General features: G+C 36.6%; 18 protein-coding genes and 2 pseudogenes. 4 read left to right on the top strand and 16 right to left on the bottom strand.

Annotated features, from left to right (window positions below):
- Nucleotides 1-2,529 precede the first annotated feature (2,529 nt).
- Together IPI65_14465 and IPI65_14460 are read left to right on the top strand one after the other, a co-directional pair.
- Nucleotides 2,530-2,703 carry a hypothetical protein gene (locus IPI65_14465; GenBank protein MBK7442679.1) on the top strand — a complete coding sequence of 58 codons (174 nt, stop codon included), beginning with the start codon at nt 2,530-2,532 and terminating at the stop codon, nt 2,701-2,703.
- Between the two features lie 633 nt (nt 2,704-3,336).
- Entirely contained in the window at nt 3,337-3,645 is a 309-nt protein-coding gene (locus IPI65_14460) for a hypothetical protein (GenBank protein ID MBK7442678.1), read from the top strand.
- A gap of 213 nt (nt 3,646-3,858) precedes the next feature.
- On the opposite strand, the gene IPI65_14455 is transcribed toward IPI65_14460, so the two are convergent.
- The 14 genes and pseudogenes from IPI65_14455 to IPI65_14390 form a co-directional block, all read right to left on the bottom strand.
- Entirely contained in the window at nt 3,859-3,969 is a 111-nt protein-coding gene (locus tag IPI65_14455; GenBank protein ID MBK7442677.1) for a fatty acid desaturase, read from the bottom strand.
- 1,827 nt (nt 3,970-5,796) lie between these two features.
- Nucleotides 5,797-6,063 carry a hypothetical protein gene (locus tag IPI65_14450; GenBank protein ID MBK7442676.1) on the bottom strand — a complete coding sequence of 89 codons (267 nt, stop codon included), beginning with the start codon at nt 6,061-6,063 and terminating at the stop codon, nt 5,797-5,799.
- Nucleotides 6,064-7,632: 1,569 nt separating this feature from the next.
- Nucleotides 7,633-7,821: a hypothetical protein gene (locus IPI65_14445; GenBank protein ID MBK7442675.1), complete on the bottom strand. Its 189-nt coding sequence runs from the start codon at nt 7,819-7,821 to the stop codon at nt 7,633-7,635.
- A gap of 389 nt (nt 7,822-8,210) precedes the next feature.
- A complete protein-coding gene (locus tag IPI65_14440) occupies nt 8,211-8,540 on the bottom strand; it encodes a hypothetical protein (protein MBK7442674.1) in 330 nt (109 codons plus the stop codon).
- A 217-nt stretch (nt 8,541-8,757) separates the two neighbouring features.
- On the bottom strand, nt 8,758-9,030 hold the full coding sequence (locus tag IPI65_14435) for a hypothetical protein (GenBank protein MBK7442673.1): 273 nt from the start codon (nt 9,028-9,030) through the stop codon (nt 8,758-8,760).
- A gap of 262 nt (nt 9,031-9,292) precedes the next feature.
- Nucleotides 9,293-9,676 (bottom strand): hypothetical protein, encoded by a 384-nt coding sequence (locus IPI65_14430; GenBank protein ID MBK7442672.1) that lies wholly within the window; start codon nt 9,674-9,676, stop codon nt 9,293-9,295.
- Nucleotides 9,677-9,937: 261 nt separating this feature from the next.
- Nucleotides 9,938-10,360: a hypothetical protein gene (locus IPI65_14425; GenBank protein MBK7442671.1), complete on the bottom strand. Its 423-nt coding sequence runs from the start codon at nt 10,358-10,360 to the stop codon at nt 9,938-9,940.
- Between the two features lie 32 nt (nt 10,361-10,392).
- Nucleotides 10,393-10,869, bottom strand: a complete 477-nt coding sequence (locus tag IPI65_14420; GenBank protein ID MBK7442670.1) for a HupE/UreJ family protein — start codon at nt 10,867-10,869, stop codon at nt 10,393-10,395.
- Entirely contained in the window at nt 10,856-11,047 is a 192-nt protein-coding gene (locus IPI65_14415) for a hypothetical protein (GenBank protein MBK7442669.1), read from the bottom strand. Before IPI65_14415 ends, IPI65_14420 begins: the two co-directional genes overlap by 14 nt.
- Before the next feature lie 52 nt (nt 11,048-11,099).
- On the bottom strand, nt 11,100-11,258 hold the full coding sequence (locus IPI65_14410; protein MBK7442668.1) for a tetratricopeptide repeat protein: 159 nt from the start codon (nt 11,256-11,258) through the stop codon (nt 11,100-11,102).
- Nucleotides 11,259-11,330: 72 nt separating this feature from the next.
- Complete coding sequence (locus IPI65_14405; GenBank protein ID MBK7442667.1) at nt 11,331-11,819, bottom strand: hypothetical protein; 489 nt, start codon at nt 11,817-11,819, stop codon at nt 11,331-11,333.
- 4 nt (nt 11,820-11,823) lie between these two features.
- Complete coding sequence (locus tag IPI65_14400; GenBank protein MBK7442666.1) at nt 11,824-12,048, bottom strand: hypothetical protein; 225 nt, start codon at nt 12,046-12,048, stop codon at nt 11,824-11,826.
- 41 nt (nt 12,049-12,089) lie between these two features.
- Entirely contained in the window at nt 12,090-12,443 is a 354-nt protein-coding gene (locus IPI65_14395; GenBank protein MBK7442665.1) for a hypothetical protein, read from the bottom strand.
- Nucleotides 12,444-12,675: 232 nt separating this feature from the next.
- Nucleotides 12,676-13,087 (bottom strand): annotated as a pseudogene (locus IPI65_14390) (Hsp20/alpha crystallin family protein).
- Between the two features lie 241 nt (nt 13,088-13,328).
- Between IPI65_14390 and IPI65_14385 the strand changes: the two are divergent.
- Both IPI65_14385 and IPI65_14380 read left to right on the top strand, forming a co-directional pair.
- The gene (locus tag IPI65_14385; GenBank protein MBK7442664.1) at nt 13,329-14,138 is read left to right on the top strand and encodes a hypothetical protein; all 810 of its coding nucleotides are present in this window, start codon (nt 13,329-13,331) and stop codon (nt 14,136-14,138) included.
- Between the two features lie 32 nt (nt 14,139-14,170).
- Nucleotides 14,171-14,701: a T9SS type A sorting domain-containing protein gene (locus IPI65_14380; GenBank protein ID MBK7442663.1), complete on the top strand. Its 531-nt coding sequence runs from the start codon at nt 14,171-14,173 to the stop codon at nt 14,699-14,701.
- 1,154 nt (nt 14,702-15,855) lie between these two features.
- Here IPI65_14380 and IPI65_14375 read toward each other — a convergent pair.
- Nucleotides 15,856-16,260, bottom strand: a complete 405-nt coding sequence (locus IPI65_14375; protein ID MBK7442662.1) for a T9SS type A sorting domain-containing protein — start codon at nt 16,258-16,260, stop codon at nt 15,856-15,858.
- Between the two features lie 146 nt (nt 16,261-16,406).
- Nucleotides 16,407-18,146 (bottom strand): annotated as a pseudogene (locus IPI65_14370) (DUF4331 domain-containing protein).
- Between the last annotated feature and the right edge of the window lie 7 nt (nt 18,147-18,153).

The raw sequence follows: 18,153 nt of genomic DNA, 5'->3' as shown, positions 1-18,153 counted from the left end.
TTTAACTTCAAATACAATTAGTAACCATCTCTACAATTTATACTACTGATGGAAGGATGATGGCAATATTATCCCTACTTATTCTTCAGGAAATGCTATCGACAAAACAACTCTGGCATGATGTTATTTGATAATTATTCAAAACAAGCTTGGATAACAACCTGTTACTTTTGTGAAGGTTAAACATTAAACTTCTCATCAAAAATGTTCAAACCTTGAATAAATATTTATTTAAAATACGAAGCTCAAAACAAAAAGTGCCTTAAGCGCTTACCCTTTAGCAAGAGTAAATACCTGCATTTCACCATCGCTTCCTTCCCAAAATTTATAAAAATATTTATTGCTTTTCACTTGCAGCCTCTGCCAATAAAATATTTTCTTACTTTGTTTAAAACCCTAAAAACAAATGGAACGAGTAGTTATTATGTGATTCGGGATGAGTATTTACCGCATTTTTTGACGTTTAGAGTGACCTCGATTTGGTCAATATTTTTACGCGAGTAAATTATCGGATAATTAGTAATAGTTTGGAATTCTGCAGACAGAATTTTGGCTTATGAATTTATGGGTTATGTTGTGATGAGTAATCATGTTCATACAATTTTACTACCAACCCGATGGTAAATTATCTCCCACAATTACATCTCTAAAAATTTACAGGTGGTGAAATTATCAGAACAATAGCTACAATTCCTGAAAGTCGTGAAACATGGATGTTAAAACTTATTTGAATTAAGCCAAAATGTCTGGAGTAAGAGATCATTTATTTTGGAAACGTGACAACCATCCAAAGCAATTACAACGCTATTTCTTTTCCTTCAAAATAAATGGGGTTCATGACAACCCTGTTAGGGCAAACTACTAAAACAAGAAGATTACATTTATTCCAAGTACGTATATTATAGTGGCCTCTCCCATCCTGTTAATACAGATATAGATATTTGGGATGGTGTGATTCAATATAACAGAATGCTCAGCTTGTCTCCGACTGCGCTGAGCTTCCATAACTGACAGACCATCTTGAATAAAATTTGATTAAAAAATCCATCCAATCGTAACATCCAACCAACTGCTCAGTACGCTTCTGACTGCGCTGAGGCTTCCATGGTCCAGACCATCTTGAATAAAATTTGACGATTAAAAAAACCGCCAATCGTAACAACTAAATAAAACGCCTCTACGCTATCTCCGATCGCGCTGAGGCTAGTTTCCAGAAACCAGACCACCCGGTATAAATTTTAGTTTCTTTTAATAAAATATTTTATTTATCAAATGTTTTAAAAAACCTAAATTGTATCTTCGTACGAAATGCAGAGACCTGCAGGCCTCAGCAGCCTGGAGATATGCAGAGCATTACACTTCAGTGTGTAATGTATTTATTTAAATTATTTACCTAACCTTATTCGTGTTAGCACATATATTCTATGTAAAATTTAATCACATTGTTTAATGTTGGTTTTATAAATATGTTTAAATATTGTATTTGTTCATGCACAGGGCGTTGCAATCTATCATCCCTTGCGGATTAGCATGAGATTAGTTTGGGACAAGTGTTTACAGCTGGTTTGGGCACAGACGGCATGGAGGATGCATTCATGGTGAATCGCCACAGGCGTGGTGCGGTAGCTACTCGAAACGAATATCGGAGTTGCTTTATAATGATGATCATTTATATCGGAATTACATACGATTCGGAACCCGTGATAATTTGACACGACTGGCAAGTGAACGCGATTTTTCGTTGGGCGATGATGATGGTACGCGCAAGTATTATTGATACTTACCACGATAAACCACGGGTCTGGGATTTTAGCCAACACCCTGATGTGCTGATGGATGACATTTACTCAAGATGGAACCTCATCAAATGATTCTGACAATACTTATTGGGACGCTGTGACTGCAATTACTGATTTTGGTATACTACTGAATACCGTATCCATTCCTCATCATTACGATTTGAAAAAAAGGATGAAGTGGTAGAAGGGTATCCGCATAGCTAGATTAACTCAAACGTAAAATGGAATTAATCACCCCCTCCCTGCGACCCGAAAACTAATAGTGTTTGTCTGAATTTATCTTACTTAGGAGAAGCAGTTTTACCAATTTAGTCAGCTTCAAACCATTTTACATCAGTCCATATATTATTGCAATTAAGAATAGTTTTAGTTATTTAAATGCTGATACAACAGGGTTATCTCACCCAAACAGAATTTGAGCTTAGCGCAAAAATTTTTGTTGAAAAGGAAACACTGATAAAATTATCAGCAATATAGGCATAGACGCAAATATGGTTTATCTAAAAACCTCACCCTCGACTTCCACTTTCAAATACAGATTTCGCATTGGTATGAAGTAGACGACCGCATTATTAATTTATCAAAATATTTAGTTAACCTCCTGAAAAGTAGAAGTTTTTTTCTGAATCAGCAAATAATTGCTTCGGATTTCCTCCGGTATCATCACATTATTTATTACCCGTAAAATTGTCGGAAAATGGAATTATTGTTCCTATAATTGGTGGTACGATTGACAGGTAAAGTTAACGACTGGCAGTTGGGTGCTTTAAATATGCAAACCATATGTATTGCTGAAGAAGGCATCTCTCCCTATAATTTTACCGCTGTATTAAGAACCTCGAAATTTATTGACCCGGGTGGGCAGTTTCTGTTGGCGGAATTATTAACAATCGATAAATACTGATATTTCCAATTTATCTAATCAAACAATTAGTTTTGACTTGCTAAAAGAATTAAGCACAACAACTTGCAGTTGTTATGGAATATCAGGTACATTAGTAAATTTCCTGTAAGGTGATTATATCATTAAAGCTTCTATTTGCATGCAGGTGTGTTTTCAATCTGCAGTGAACGATTTTTAAGGTAGCGGCACACTAGTTGATTTATTAGGCGAAGATATTAATCCGGTGATGGGTTTATCGATGATAATAATTACGGTAATGGAATGGTGGAATTAGGTTGTAGAGATGGTTTTTCAGAAAGTATTTTACAATATTGGAGCTTGTCCGTAGTAGCAATAATTATCGCTGGAAATTTGATACCCATCAGGTGAAACCTATAGCCCTGAAATATGGCCGATTACACTTAAAATGGCGCAGAAATTGTAATTTCTTGGCCGTGGAATCATAAAGATCCGCTCCCGTTCGATTGGATATTAGATGAAAAATGCCATTTCTGCCGGCACTTATAACCACATGGAATAATTCCCTTTATTTTAACTTCACCCTCACAATCTGCATTTTATGCTCCTTGAAATGACTTACGGTGGATTTTACAGCGGGAAAAAGAATCCACATCGCGCCCGAAGCAACATTGTATGCATCTAAACATTTATACTTTTCACTTACCTATGAATATGGTAATTCAATTCGATAAACAATTCGACCGATACCATTATTCAACTGTATTTACCAGCAAATTTAATTCGCCGAGTATGACCTATAATTTTACTACGAAAGTCGCATTGAAATTTTATGTGCAATACGATGATTTAAACGATCAGTTAAGTTCTAACCTAAGTTCAGGTATAACCTATCAGAAGGAACTGATTTATTTATCGTATTTAATCAGGGAACAAATACTAACCTCACACGACTTGGACCCTTCATTTACCGGTAATCGATAATCAGGCTGTTACTTTGAAGTTTATTAAAACGTTTGCGCTTTAGCAGATAGCAGTTAATATTAACCTATAATCTCATCTAAAACAGGCATTTTGCTACTCAAACGTTTTAGTGTTTTAATATGCGATTGTAAAGTTCCAAAGCTAGTTTTGTTTTCCTAGATATGGAATATTAAACGATTCATCTGTAGATTTTACTATTGGCGCAATTTCGTATTACTGTACGTGGCAAATTTTTGGGAAAAGATGATGTTCAACCTGAAAATTTAATCCCCCTACATACCACGACAACCATTTGTTTTTACGGGAAAATTCATGTAGTGGTATTTAATTGATGAATAGCCCATCACCTTTCTATAGTGCTATCTTCAGTAGGCATAGATGCGATGTTTCTTCAACGGTAGGCGCTAATTGGAATACAACAGATAAACGGTCTTCCACCCACAAAATGCATAATCAGAAAACCGGGTAAACAACTCACAAATGGAATGCCAAAAACATGGTTGGCATTACTAAAAACACAAAAGAACAGCCCGCCTTAATATGATTAACTTGATAAACATAATCACATTCTGAGATTTACTACAGTATTTACACCATTATTCGTGTATTTAGAAACTGAACGAAATCTTTTGCGGTGCACCAATACAATGTTATCAATCCTATAAAGAAAATGCATAGATATATTGATAATTATGTTTGTTTTTCCATGTATTATGTGGGTGAAAAACGCATTCCTGCTTTATCATCAATATCATCATCCAAACCGTGATATTCGTGTAAGTGATGAGATGTTGTGCTGTAATTTCCAAAAGCTGCCATGGACATCACTCCTAACAGATTAAGGGTATATCCTATTGACTATTCACGTATTTATTATCCGCATAAGCACCTTGGCGATTGGCATCACATCACACTCATGCTAACACCGCAACGGTAATAACCACGCTAAACCATAATAAATATACTAACTATAAACGGCGGATTAAAAATTAATATCAGTGCAAACGCGCCAAGATAAGCGGTTAGTAATACAAATGTGATTTAAAAATATGTACTATTTCCAAATTTGGAAATATGATTATCGGTGAAATATTTATTAACGTTCTCTTTAACTGTCTGGTAGAATAAACCCTTATCTCGGTTAATAAATTTAACGGACCGCTTTTGCATACTTTGATTGAGCACTATTAACATCAATGGCACATCAAAGATACAAAAAAGGGGGCAATGCGTAATTTATTTTTCCTAACTTTGAAAGCCAATGGCGTTGGGCATTCCAGCGAAAGTTTAGAAATGGTCTAATCTTTAGGCAAACAAATTATGTTTGAATTCGACAGCTTTTCAGTTTTTAAAGCATGAAATTAATATCACTGCTTTTACTAATTTCCATATACTGCGCACTAAAAAGGCCGAGCAACTACATATATATACGATTTCATTAAATCAGGCGTTCCCCGTAAGCGATCGTGAATTTACCGGTCACAAGCGACACCTTCTGTTAACGAGCTCAATTTCAAACAAATCCAACACGAAATTAAACGATACCATGGCACCAACGACATATTGGTTAAATGCTGATTCTTGCCAATTAACCTGGTATTGAAACGTTATTTCGCCGGTAATAATGTCAAGCCCAACTGATAAACAAATATTTCTGAACAAATCGGTAAAGACCGCGGATCGGAAACAATTGGAAAAATGGATACTAAGAAGCCAGCAACTAAAATATTTTTTACAAAATTGGAAATTTAATCGATTTTAAATTCAATTTCTGATTCCGTAATTACAATGCAAATTGAAGCACCTATTCGCGCTCAATTAATTGAAAAATGGACCTGAATTAGCAGCAGAGAGATGATAAAACACTCGAAATCATTTCCAACGAAATTTCACATATTTTAATTTTTGGATGGCAGACCGTATATCTTCCATCAATACCACAACACTAAGAGTATATTCTGCAAATAAAGGACTTATTTATTTTACGGTAATAGTACAGGCGCAAATGAAATGACTTTAAACTAGTAGAATAATATTTGATTAAAGATTTCGCCACCATTTTCTGCAGGCATATAACGGTTTAGTTGCAACACCCTCCTATTTTGGTGAAGTGATTTTAACCTGTAACTTTTCTGCATGCGCATGCTCTTTCTATCGGTTCATCCACCGGTGTAATGTAAGTGAAAATTTCACCGTACTCGTATCAGCACTTTTGCCTGTTAAATCAATTGAAGCCTGAACGGTTTCTTCAGGTGTCATGTGAATATATTTCCAAGTATTGTTATAATGACCACATTCTAAATAGCTAAATCTCAAAACCACCAAATTACTCACTAATTGTTTTAAAAAGTGCATCGTATCCCGAATCACCACCAATGTAAATTGATGCTGAGTAGATTGAACAATAATGAACTCCATAAAACTTCTGTTTCTTACTATACTTCTACCGGAAAAGTCGTGCACTGGCAGCAGTAAATTTAATCCACCACCTGATGCGATTCTCCCTACGCGATAATTCCTGGTAATTTTTCTCGGATAACCCCAATAAATTCAAATGTGGTACCAACACCAATTGAACAAACAACTGATTTTACTTTATTGTGCAATAATTTTATTGTTTTATAATCGAGATGACTATAATGATCGGCGGGTATCACTAAAATGTCAATTTCTGGCATAGTCATCGATACTATATACATTACTTCCATCAAACGTATTTACCATAAATGAAAAATGCCGACGCATTACCACTAAAAACCTGATCAACTAAAATATTTACCTGATTAAAACGCAATAAATACGACTAATGTCCAAACCACACCAAAACAGGCTCACTATCCGCAATTGGGATAAATTTGTTTTTACAGAAGGTATAACCTGCGGCGGTGCAGAAGTCTTCGGTCTGTTCAATATATCCTAAACACCTTGAAATACGAAGTATCTTCCGCCATCATCGGTGTATGCGATAAATTGACAAATCCTTTTGCAGTATAATTTGCCTTACCCTTTATCCGCTCCAACCCGGAACCGCTCGGTAATTTCCCTAAAGCCTCAATCATAGCAGCATTGACGAACAAGCATTCAAAATATTGTAGCTCAAATCAAAAATACGCCATCAAATCAAAAATACACCACCCAAAAACACATCCTCTAAAAAACACACCATCCAACACATTTCCCTTCGCGCCCTTTGCCCTTAGCGTTCTTCGCGCGAAAAAAACACACCATCCAAAAACACATCATCTAAAAAATAAAAACACACCATCCAACACCTTTCCCTTCGCGCCCTTTGCCCTTTTGGTGTTCTTCAGGCGCGAAAAAAAACACACCATCCAAAAACACATCATCTAAAAACACACCATCCAAAACAATTCCTTCCTGCCTTTTGCCCTTTGCGTTCTTCGGAAGAAAAAACACCGTCCAAAAAAACACATCACCCAAAAACACACCATCCAAACAATACCCTTAGCGCCCTTGCTCTTCGCGTTCTTTTCGCGCGAAAAAAACACCACCTACAAAAAACCGTTGCTGGAAAAAACCTCGCTTCCAATTATTTCGCATTTTGTATATATTTTAGCATAAAACATTCACCATGCTCATTACAGTTACACATATTCGCCTTCGCAACCCTGGCACTTTTTCCGCCATCCATGTCCGGGGATACCAAGTCCAGAACAGTCCAGTCTACCCCTGATCCTTAAATGAAAACACCGCTTCTGGAACAATCATTACACCTCAGCGCATGGAAAAATCATGAAAGTATGCACCTGTTTCATTGTTCCGCACACCTCAATGCAAGAAGCTCTAAATCACTTGCCAAACCCTTTCCACGACATACCTATGAATTTGAAACTTTCCGGATTGGGGACAGCTAAAAATTAACCCACGAACACGGAAAGTGTTACAATTCTAATTAGCATAATTAAAATTTCATCCCGAAACCCACCTTCAAAAAGAAAGGCACACCCGGTGTAAAATGTAATTCACTTACCGGCCTAATTTCTCCTGCAACCTCGATTCCGTATCAAACTGCGCTTCATTCCATTCAACATTAAATAAATTTTGAATTTCTATTCCCAAATTGAAATTAGATATTGTATGTAATTCTACAATAAGATCGTTAACCATATAACTTTCGGTAATTACAGAACCACTTTCATTTGTGACGGCACCCATGTAGCGATACCTGGAACTACTGCCCAGCCACGGGTTTGTAGTGGATATTTAAACCACCAATTGACGTAAAATTTATTACCAACGTAATGTAATCGCATCCCCAGGTTCTCCTTAACGCTTCAGCAAAAGTGTATCTAATATCGCGTACTAAAACAACCACTTTGTTAATTCTCATCGGGCAGATAAATCTAATCCTTGGGCAAGGTTTTACCACTTGCTTCAACAACCGCAGCATCACCAACATATACAAAATTCTTGTTCAAGGTATAACACTCAAACAGCAGGATTTCGAAATAAGATTTATTGAAAGGTTTAAAACGGTAAACTCAAATTGAGCCATAAGCAGCAGGTAAAGTTTGTAATTCTCCTGTGCAACAACAACTCTGGAATCATGCCTGTGAAAACCTTGCCTGCATATAACAAACAAGTGTATTTTGATTTAATGCGTAGTCGAAATTTAATTTATAGGTTAAAATTCCATCAAGTAATTGTTGGATACAGATAACTGCTATCCAACGCATTATCATGGCAAAATTAAATAGGTCATATCTAACAATGGCATTCATTTGAAATTGCGGATTGAGTTCAATGGTTGAACTTACGTAAGCATGTCCATTTGTTTGAAACACATTGCCAAGTGCAAGATAATTTAATAATATATCACGTTCCGCAACATGCGACAATTCATCGTCTTTAATTGCATCATACCGCAAACCCAAGCCGGCAGTGGATGTAAAAGGTTTACCTAATAAATAATTTTGGTTGGTAAATAATTTTGTAACTATATAATTTACGATGTTCTTTGTTTAATCATATCACCGTTAATACTATCTTCAAGAAAAAAGTAAAATTGGAATATAATTCAAACCGATAATCCGTGAAATAAATTTGATTGGTAAATGTATTTCTGTATTTGCATTTTTGTTATTTCTAAATTCAAATTGGAACGACCGTTGATCCACCTTCTTTATCATCTATTGCACCAAATCTGTCAATTAAACCTGAATCAATTGCACGCTGCGGTATTTGTCCTGAAGCATTCCAGCGGCTGCTAAATGTTGATGCTGAGAAACTTAAAATGGTATTATCATTTATTAATGACCGGTATTTAGCAAAAATATTGGCACGGTTAAAATTCTGCGGACTTTCAAACGGGCCATCTGAAACATGGTATTCTCCAGCAATGTAGGCAGATTTGTGTTTTACCAACTGTATTCAAAAAGGTATCTGCAGCATCAATAATGTGCGCAGCGTATTAAATTGACCCGGCACTGAGTTTAATTAAATTATGATCAATATAATCGGCAGTATTAAAATTAATAGAACCTGCAGTGGCAAAATCTGCATATTGAGCGCTGTAGGGACCTTTAAAAAATCCAACGACCGCAATGGTTCCGGGAATTACAAATGTAAATCCGCGTAACCTTGTCCGTGCGCAGACTTACCATATTCACAGGCATACCGTCAACATTCACACTAATATCTGTCCCATGGTCAATATCAAATCCGCAAAATATTTGCTCCGCTTTACCACCGCCTGCATGTTGCGCAATAAACAAACCCGCACCAAACGCAATAAATCCTGTGCACTTTCAATTGGCCGCAGTTTGATATCAATGGCTGAAATGGTATTCTGTTCATGCGTACGATTACTTTGAATCGTAACACTTTCCAATGATATGGGAGCCTGTTTTAATAACACGGTTAATTGTGTAGTTGCAACATCATCAACATTTGCATTTAAATATGCATTTTCGTACCCAAGATTATTTATTTCAATATGATAAACACCTTTTGGAAATTGGAAAATGTAAAACGCCGAAATTATTGGTTTCAGTAATGGTATTGGTTTCAATCAATTGAACTACAACACCACTTAGCGGTTGATTATTTAGACTATCTGCAACACTCCCGTGAATGGTGCCATTATGACCATAAATGTGTTGTGAAGTAAATAGTAATATGAATACAAATAAGTAATTGTATTTTTTACAATAAGTAGGTAACATGTTTTCAAAATTTAAAAAGTAAAGGCAATAAAAAGCTGCAACGCAGCCACGCTGCAGCTCCGCATTATAAATAACCAGAAGAATGTCTGCCTTTAATTTTCTAACCATTAAACGATTGAAATAGCTTGTATATCAAGGTTCGGGCAGACATCCAAGTCTGCATCCGGCGGTTCAATGGTCAGAAATTTTGAAATTATTTTTATAAAATCGAATGCTTCAAGCTGAAGCGAATATAAATTACTTTCGGTTCTGCTAATTGTAAAACAGCGGTAAAACCGATTAATACCTGTTCTGTTAATGATTTTTTCAGCGCCGCTATTTTTATCATCTTCATTCGCAGCTTTTAAATCTTTATCAAGGTGATTCATGCCCAGTTGGTGTAATTGCTGATGTTGCTCCGAATAAAAATGATGGGCAATACCATCGGTAATAAATGGCATAATCGGCCGTATAAGCGAAAAAAATACGATCAGCAACAACAATATCGATGTTGATTCCAGTTTTTGCTGATATGTATTTGCTTTAGGCATATTCAATTTATGAATTCAATTTGTTTTTAGATTTATACGGTCATGATGCGCTCAATAGTCCAGTATCCGGCAATAACGGCTATGACCAGACAAACAGGAATTACCAGTTTGCTGCGATACCAGTTCATACTGCTGAATCGTCGGCTAACTAAAAAATACATGGTAAGTATAATGGCCATTTGTCCAAGTTCAACACCAACATTAAAGCTGATTAGGGCTGTGGCAAATGCATAATCGGGCATACCCAAATCACTTAATGCACCTGCAAAGCCTATTCCATGCACCAAACCAAAAATAAATACCATCACCAGTCGCCATGGTTTTACTTTATCGGAATATACATTTTCTATGGCAAGAAATACGATGCTCAATGCAATAATTGGTTCAATGATAGCACCCGGCGGATTAATTATGCCATACATGCTTAAACCCAGTGTTATAGTATGTGCAAGCGTAAACATACTTGCCTGCAGAATTATTTTTTCAGATTTGTATTTAAAAAAACACACAAAGTATAAAAAGAATATGATCTAAACCGAGCGGAATAATATGTTGAAATCCGGCAATTAAATATTTGCCAAACACTTCACCATCATCCATTTTATCTAAAGTATAATTTATGGTATGCGCCGCAGCAGGAAAAGTTGCTAGTAATAAAATAGCAAGTGGGAAAATTATTTTTTTCATCAGTAAATAATTTAAAAAGACCGGCCATTGCAGACCGGTCCGGTTGGATATATTACTTAGAAATAAGAGTATTTATCTGCGCAGCAACATTTGGATTCAATGCAAGAGCTTCCTGCATCAGTGTTTCAGCCATTGCGCCGTTACCTGATTGTTTGTAAATCATGCCTGCTTTATATAACGTTGCAGGATTTTTTACTTTTGTTTTCAGCATATTATCAGCGTATGTTTTGCTGCTGAATAATCGCCTGATAAATAGGCAATCCAGGCAGCTAATTCATTTGCATCAATATTTCGGGCGAGTGCTGATATCTTTTTTAGCAAAAGTATAAGCATCTTCTAATTTATCATTTTGCATATAAGCATATGCTAATTCACGAGCACCATTATGTTTAATGGCTACATCCGATTTATTTTGTTCTTTTTCACCATCTTTTAAAATATCCAAAACATCATCACGAATTTCAGCAGCTTTTTCAGTATTACCTTTTAATGCATAGATGTCTGCAAGCTGATTTACAAAACTTACATCGCTCATAATGGTAATTGCAGCTTCAGTATATTGAATAGCAGCATCGTAATTTTTTTTCGCTTTTTCTAATCTGCCCATACCGGCTTTTGCATACGCATAATTTTCGCGTAAACCATCAGCAGTTGAGTAACATATTTCGGCATTTTTTAAATCGCCGTTCATCAATAATAAATCACCTAGAATTACTCTCGCCCATTCGGTAGATTCAGCTCCCGGTAATCCGCTTTCCACGGCCATTTTCATGGCATCAATAGCACCGCATTATCGCCGTAAATCTGACGTAAATAAGATACGCGGGAGTATGAACGAATATCAGACGCAATTGCATCATCATATCACAATATTCAACTGCTTTAGCATAATTGCCGAGTTCAACATTGGCATCAACCAAAGCACCTAATAATTGTGCATTATGATTACTAATGGCATACGCAGCATTGGCAGCAGTTAATGCATCTTCAAACTGATGCATTGAAAGTAAAACGCCTGATTTTAATGTTAATGCCTGAAATTCTAGGTCTTTATCTTTTTCTCGCTGCTTAAAATATTATCTAACATTTTTACTGCAGCCTGATTATAGTAGCTGTTATTTCCGGTTAAACGAGCTTCGGTAATAAATACTTGAGCTAACACAATATACTGATCCAGCGCATCCGGATTTTTTTGGAGGCCGGCTACAGCTTTATCATAATTGGTGAGTAATTCTTCCCATTCTTCCACTTTTCCTGAAGTAAGTGGATTGTCGAGAAGCGCCGGAATAGCCGAATTCATTGAAGTTTCGGTATTTTTTCCACTCATATTGGAGCAACTCTGGCTTGTAAACAGTGTGGCTGCAACGAATAGTAAGGTAAAGATTTGATTTTGCATGTTGTTTGTTTTGGGAGATATACGATGATAGGCAGGGTTTGGATTTTTAAGGATGAATTTATTTTTTGCTCGGAAATTGTTCCTAAAAAGCGTTTTTTCTGTTTGTAGGGGTGGATGCAATTCCCCTTACAAACAGAAAAAAAAAATTTCATGAATCGAAAGGTGAAGCCTATTACATTGAAATTTCAATACAACACAAAAAAACGGCAACCTTTTCAGATTGCCGTTTGCGTTAATTAATGTCGATTACACCCACATTAATTTTTTGTTTTGGCATCGCCTCACCTTTTAACAAAGGCAGGTGGATGTGCAAAACACCATCTTCATACTTCGCTGAAATTGCAGAAGCATCAATGGTTGCACCTAAGGTAAAAGTCCGGCGAAAATCCGCCGCGACTATATTCCCTGCGCACCCATTCCGACGAGGAAATCCTTCAGGGGGGACGGTAACCTACGGTTAATTGTCCACCCTCCAGCTCCACGCTGAAATGTTCGCGAATTCTACCCGGAGCAAATACCAGCATCTCATAGCTGTTCTCCGTGGTGTAAATGTTTACTGCGGCTCTTTCCATTGACCGGTAAAGCAACTGCCGTTCGTTGCCTCCTCTGTTGCCTTTTGCGGCACATGTTTGGTTTTGATACATAATTAAACCTTTTTTGGTTATATAATATTTGTATAGTCGTTTGAAGTGTTTAGATATTGTTTTTTAAAAAGAAGAGGCATTAAACGGATCTAACAGATTTGGACAGATTTAATCCAGTTTATCCGTGCCGATAGCTATCGGCATCATTCAAATCTGCGTTCCCCTGTCCCCCTATTGCGGTATTTCAACGCCAATGTATTTTTCGGTACTTTGTAGTTCCTGATTTTAAAAACAAAGTATTATGAAACTGAAATTATTTATACTCATTACATTAATCCCATTTTTTGCAAATGCACAGTATTCCAAACTAATGGATTTTGGAACTACTGAAACCGGCGCGTATCCTTATTTTGCTGAATTTTATTTTGCCGACGGATATTTATACGGCACTACCACAAATTGGGGACTGTATAATGATGGAACGGTATTTAAAATTAAAACAGATGGCTCCGATTTTGTAAAACTGCTTGATTTTCAGGATACGTTAACGGGTGCAGTCGGACAAAGCGGATTAGTTTCTGATGGCACTTATTTATATGGCATTGCAAAATATGAAGCTGCTTACGGATTTGGTGGAATTTATAAATTAAAAATGGATGGCTCCGAATTTTATAAAATTTATGATTTTCCCGGTGGCGATGGAGGCAGCTTTCCAGAAGGAAAATTATTTTATGATGGCGAATATTTATTCGGCATGTCACCCTCCGGTGGTGCTTTTTCGAAAGGATTTATTTACAGGTTAAAAACCGATGGCTCTGATTTTACAAATATTTTTAGCTTCGACGGACCTACATCCGGAACAGGACCTTATGGTGCTTTAATTTCTGATGGTACATTTTTATTTGGCATGACAACCTATGGCGGATTATTAAATCAAGGCACTGCATTTAAAGTGAAAAAAGATGGAACATCTTACCAAAAATTAATGGACATGCAAGATGACCCAAATGGTTCCCTCCCTTATGGGAGCCTGGTTTATGACGGAACTTATTTATACGCAATGACAAATATCGGCGGCGAATATAATTATGGAACTATTTTAAAATATTAACCGATGGAACCGGTTATGAAAAATTATACGATTTGACCTTTACTACCGGAGCCCAACCGCTTGGCTCGTTAATTATCGATGGAAATACAATTTATGGCATGACAGAACTTGGTGGTCCAGATAACGATGGATTTGCTTTTCAGATAGATAATGATGGTAGTAATTTTACACATTTAATTGATTTTGATGGCGATAATGGTTCACTTCCATTTGGTAGTTTAATTAAAGTAAATGGTGCTTTATTTGGCATGACCAACTACGGCGGAGCAAATAATACCGGTGTCATTTTCCGTTACGGTGAAGAAATAATTGAAGCCGTTAATGATATCACTAAAAACAATATTACCATCTCCCCCAACCCAAATTCCGGTAATTTTAATATTACTGTTGATGCCGCTGATTTACAAAATGATTTAAAACTCGAAGTAATTAATCCCCTCGGACAAACAATATTATCTCAAACCATCACCTCCACCCAAACCCAAATTCATCTCTCCCAAAAAATACCCGGTTTATATTTAATCAAATGCGGATCTGAGATATCTACAGTACTAGTTTTTTAAAAGCAACCTACCACGGCAGGCAGGCACAAATTAAACAGATTTAACGGATAAAGACAGATTAAATCCGTTCAAACCCGTTAAATCTGTTTCTATATTCATCATTATTTGTATTCCAAAAAAACATACTTATTATGTTTAACCGAAACCCCGATAGCTATTGGAGGCACAAAGGAAATTCACGCAGGGGAAACACAGAGAAATTTTTCTACACTCAACATTAAGACAAGAAATGTGCAACATTAATTATAAAATAAATCCCAACTTCTAACCCTCCGCGCCCTCTGTGTGCTGTTGCTCCGAGGCCTCCGTGGTTAAAAAAATAATTTGCAAATCTTCAATTTAATTGTTTCCATTTTACAATATTCAACAATCAAAATAATAATTAATTTATATTATTCCCTACCGAAGCACCAAATAAAATTCATACCAAAATCGGCTGTTCCATTGGACATTTGCAAATTGAGTACATCTTCCTGTGTTAATCAACATCCGCCGCGGCGGACACATCAGCACATCAGCACATTAATTCTGTCGCCCCTACAGGGCTGATGGGAGGTGTGGGAGGATTTTTCTGCATTCTTTCGCTCTTACAGAGCTGGGTTTATGATTTATTTTTCATGTTATTGAAAATAAGATCATTAAAAAATTCAGCGCATTTTTGGTTATTTAATTATTACATAAATTTCGGTTACAGGATACAAATTATCTTATCAGCACATTATCCGGCTGTTCAATTAGCACATCAGCACATTAGCACATCAGCACATTATCCGGCTGTTCAATTAGCACATCATCCCATTAGCACATCAGCACATTAAATGGCTGTTCCATTGGTACATCGGTACATTAACAAATTGGTACATCTTCCGGCTGTTAATTAGCACATTAGCACATCAACATATTAGCACATTATTCGGCTGTTCCATTGGTACATCGGTACATTAACAAATTGGTACATCTTCCGGCTGTTGATTAGCACATTAGTCATATGTTCCATTGGTACATCTTCCGGCTATTAATCAGCACATCAACATATCAGCACATTATTCGGCTGTTCCATTGGGTATATCAAATGCATTCGCATTGTAAGATAAAAGGGGGCTCTTTCGAAACCCCTCTTAATATAAACAAACATACAAGCACCTTTTATTTGGTTACGATAAATTTATCGATAACCTGTTTTTCACCATTTTAATCTGAACAAAGTATACACCACTTTCAAGTGCATCTAAGCCAATTGTGAAAGTATTATTTCCATTAACTGCTGTTGAAGTTTTGGTAATATAAACTTTACCTGTAACATCAACCACATTAATTGAAACTGCACCTGCTTCACTAGTGAAATAATTTAATTGTATTTTATCACTTGCAGGATTAGGATAAACTTCAAGCATATTAGCTGTAGAAGTACCCATTCTGCATGGTGTGCTAAATGGAACCCATTCAGTTGTATAATTTTCACCAGCATTCACACATTTTACAGTAACTCTAAATTCGTAATTTGTGCATGGTGTTAAACCATATATTGTTGTGAAATTAGCAACAGAAGGCATTTTCATTACAGGACCAACACCTACAACACGATAATCAACGCGATAAGTTGTTGCTTCCTCAGCACTCCAGCTTAAATAAACTGTAGTTGCATCAACAGTAGCCGCAGCTAAATCTGTAGGAACACTACAATCTGTTTCTGCTAAATAATCTACCGGTAAGCCTGAACATTTACCTGCACCACTCCATGGTTTTTGCACGTAAGGAACTTAGTTTTAAATGTAGTATCATTTGCTTCAACACCTGTTGTGTAAGTTAATACATCTAATAAATCTGTAGTCACAGGACTAGGATCCACTAACGGATCATAATCATCATACCACAAACCAATAGCTGCTAAAACAATACCACTCACGGCTTGTAATTCGATGCGTGTAACATCATCTTCTAAACGGCGACCGTTAGGGAAACCATCCATGTTTGGAATCCATTGTAAGTCTGCAGTTGCTGCATAAGTCGGATCAGTTAATCCTAGCACTGCTGCCTGCACTAAACCTAATGAACTGAAACTAGATCATTTCTTGGTGTTGTAGGAACAGCCATATTTAAGCGTAACATATCACCACCATTCGGTAAAAGTTATTAATAAATGGTTTACCGCAGCAAGTGGATTTCCACCTTTACCTGTAGCTAATTGATAAGGTGCTAAATTTGGTGCACCTGTAAAAAAATATCGGCCATAAACCACTGAACGCGGTTTGCCTGCAGCAGGTAATAATAATGTTCCGAAAATTGCATCATCTAATGCAGTTCCCGCAACCGCAGGTGAACCTTTAATCCGTATAAACCATCAGCACCATTTGTAAAATCATAAGCACCTAAACTTGCTTTTGAATACGCAAAGGAGCTAACGCAGGTACTGCACCACCAAATAAATCATCATCCATATATAAACCTAATTCAGGATTGTAGAAATATTCAAAATGTGCTGCATCTTCTGCATAAGGAGATAATGAATTCCAATAATCTTTTTCTCCAATTGGAATAACTGCTTCGTTAGTTAAAGGCATACCTAAACGGCTTACTTGAATCCAGTCACCACTTGATGATTCTGTTCCATCGCCATTTAATGTGCGCACAGCCTGACGACTAGCACTTGCCCATACACCAATTACAAAATCACCGTCTAAAATATCATCAGCCATAGCTGCTGTTAAACCATCTTTTTGTAATTGTGCAATTGGAATTTGTAATGCAATAACGTGCACGTTCATACATGCAACGCCATCGTGACTTTCACCACCCATGCGTGGCATATCACCTAAATCAAATACACCACCTAAATCCACAAAAAACGGATCATCAGCAGGACCGGCGTAAACATTTCCACCGCCTGGCATTGGTGTAATTGCATTATTAATTAGTGTTTGATAAGAAGTACCTAAACCAACACCACTGTTAATTGAACGTGGGCCGATAAAAGGAGGCGGAACAGAACCACCACTAATTATGGTAGAAAATGATGCACCACCATCAGCATTTCTTTCGCAGGTTAAGTCATTTTAATATTCTGAGCACCTAAGCGAATATTAAAAAATGTAGTTGGATCTTCATCCGTTCTGCTGAAAGTAAATCGGTAAATAATATCATCACCTAATGTAGCAATATTATTATCGATGTGAATTTCATAACGAATGTTCTCTCCGAACGTATAATAATTTGGTCCGCCGTGAGGTAATTGCAATGGAATATAATTTGCAATTATCGTAACCATTTCCGGATTATCCGGACTGCGGAACGCATATAAATCCGTGTTATCAGCCAATGGATCATCGGCTATAAGCGGTGCTTCACGGTGACTGGAAGCCGACGCTTGAAAAGTAGGTACCAGCATCATCGCAGCGATGAGTAGCGTACTCAACTTTTCTTTAAATATGTTAAATTTATTTTTCATTGTATTT

The organism is Bacteroidota bacterium (assembly GCA_016706255.1).
In the GTDB taxonomy this organism is placed as follows: domain Bacteria; phylum Bacteroidota; class Bacteroidia; order Chitinophagales; family BACL12; genus UBA7236.
This window is presented reverse-complemented; position numbering and strand designations above follow the sequence as displayed.

Bases quoted from the DNA above. Each gene is read 5' to 3' on its own strand.
- IPI65_14460 (MBK7442678.1), top strand. From the start codon at position 3,337: ATGCATCTAAACATTTATACTTTTCACTTACCTATGAATATGGTAATT.
- IPI65_14450 (MBK7442676.1), bottom strand. From the start codon at position 6,063: ATGGAGTTCATTATTGTTCAATCTACTCAGCATCAATTTACATTGGTG.
- IPI65_14445 (MBK7442675.1), bottom strand. From the start codon at position 7,821: ATGGGTGCCGTCACAAATGAAAGTGGTTCTGTAATTACCGAAAGTTAT.
- IPI65_14425 (MBK7442671.1), bottom strand. From the start codon at position 10,360: ATGCCTAAAGCAAATACATATCAGCAAAAACTGGAATCAACATCGATA.
- IPI65_14415 (MBK7442669.1), bottom strand. From the start codon at position 11,047: ATGAAAAAAATAATTTTCCCACTTGCTATTTTATTACTAGCAACTTTT.
- IPI65_14410 (MBK7442668.1), bottom strand. From the start codon at position 11,258: ATGCTGAAAACAAAAGTAAAAAATCCTGCAACGTTATATAAAGCAGGC.
- IPI65_14405 (MBK7442667.1), bottom strand. From the start codon at position 11,819: ATGAAAATGGCCGTGGAAAGCGGATTACCGGGAGCTGAATCTACCGAA.
- IPI65_14400 (MBK7442666.1), bottom strand. From the start codon at position 12,048: ATGCATCAGTTTGAAGATGCATTAACTGCTGCCAATGCTGCGTATGCC.
- IPI65_14395 (MBK7442665.1), bottom strand. From the start codon at position 12,443: ATGCAAAATCAAATCTTTACCTTACTATTCGTTGCAGCCACACTGTTT.
- IPI65_14385 (MBK7442664.1), top strand. From the start codon at position 13,329: ATGAAACTGAAATTATTTATACTCATTACATTAATCCCATTTTTTGCA.
- IPI65_14375 (MBK7442662.1), bottom strand. From the start codon at position 16,260: ATGAAAATGCCTTCTGTTGCTAATTTCACAACAATATATGGTTTAACA.